Annotated in this window: 1 protein-coding gene; it reads left to right on the top strand. The window is 54.0% G+C overall.

All coding sequences use genetic code 11. The features are described from left to right. A partial coding sequence (locus C7B16_RS24410; protein WP_219906393.1) for a hypothetical protein occupies positions 1 to 252 on the top strand: 252 nt, incomplete at both ends.

The raw sequence follows: 252 nt of genomic DNA, 5'->3' as shown, positions 1-252 counted from the left end.
ACAACGTGGTAAAAAGCGACAACCAGAACTGGTTTTTAACCAGTGAAATTCCCGCAGGACCGTATACCCCACCGGAACTGCCCGTCATCCCGGAACCAGACCCTGAGCCCCCTGTAACACCAGAACCCCCTGTAACACCAGAACCGCCTGTGACACCGGAGCCACCTGTTACGCCATCTGTTCCACAACCAGAACGAAAACATCTGTATCGCCCGGAAATTGGCAGCTATCTGGCCAATATTCAGGCGGCAA

Origin of the sequence: Escherichia sp. 20412-1, assembly GCF_003027595.1 — a bacterium.
Classification (GTDB): Bacteria; Pseudomonadota; Gammaproteobacteria; order Enterobacterales; family Enterobacteriaceae; genus Escherichia; species Escherichia marmotae.
The sequence above is the reverse complement of the archived record's forward strand: the minus strand, read 5'-3'. Positions and strand labels throughout refer to the sequence as shown.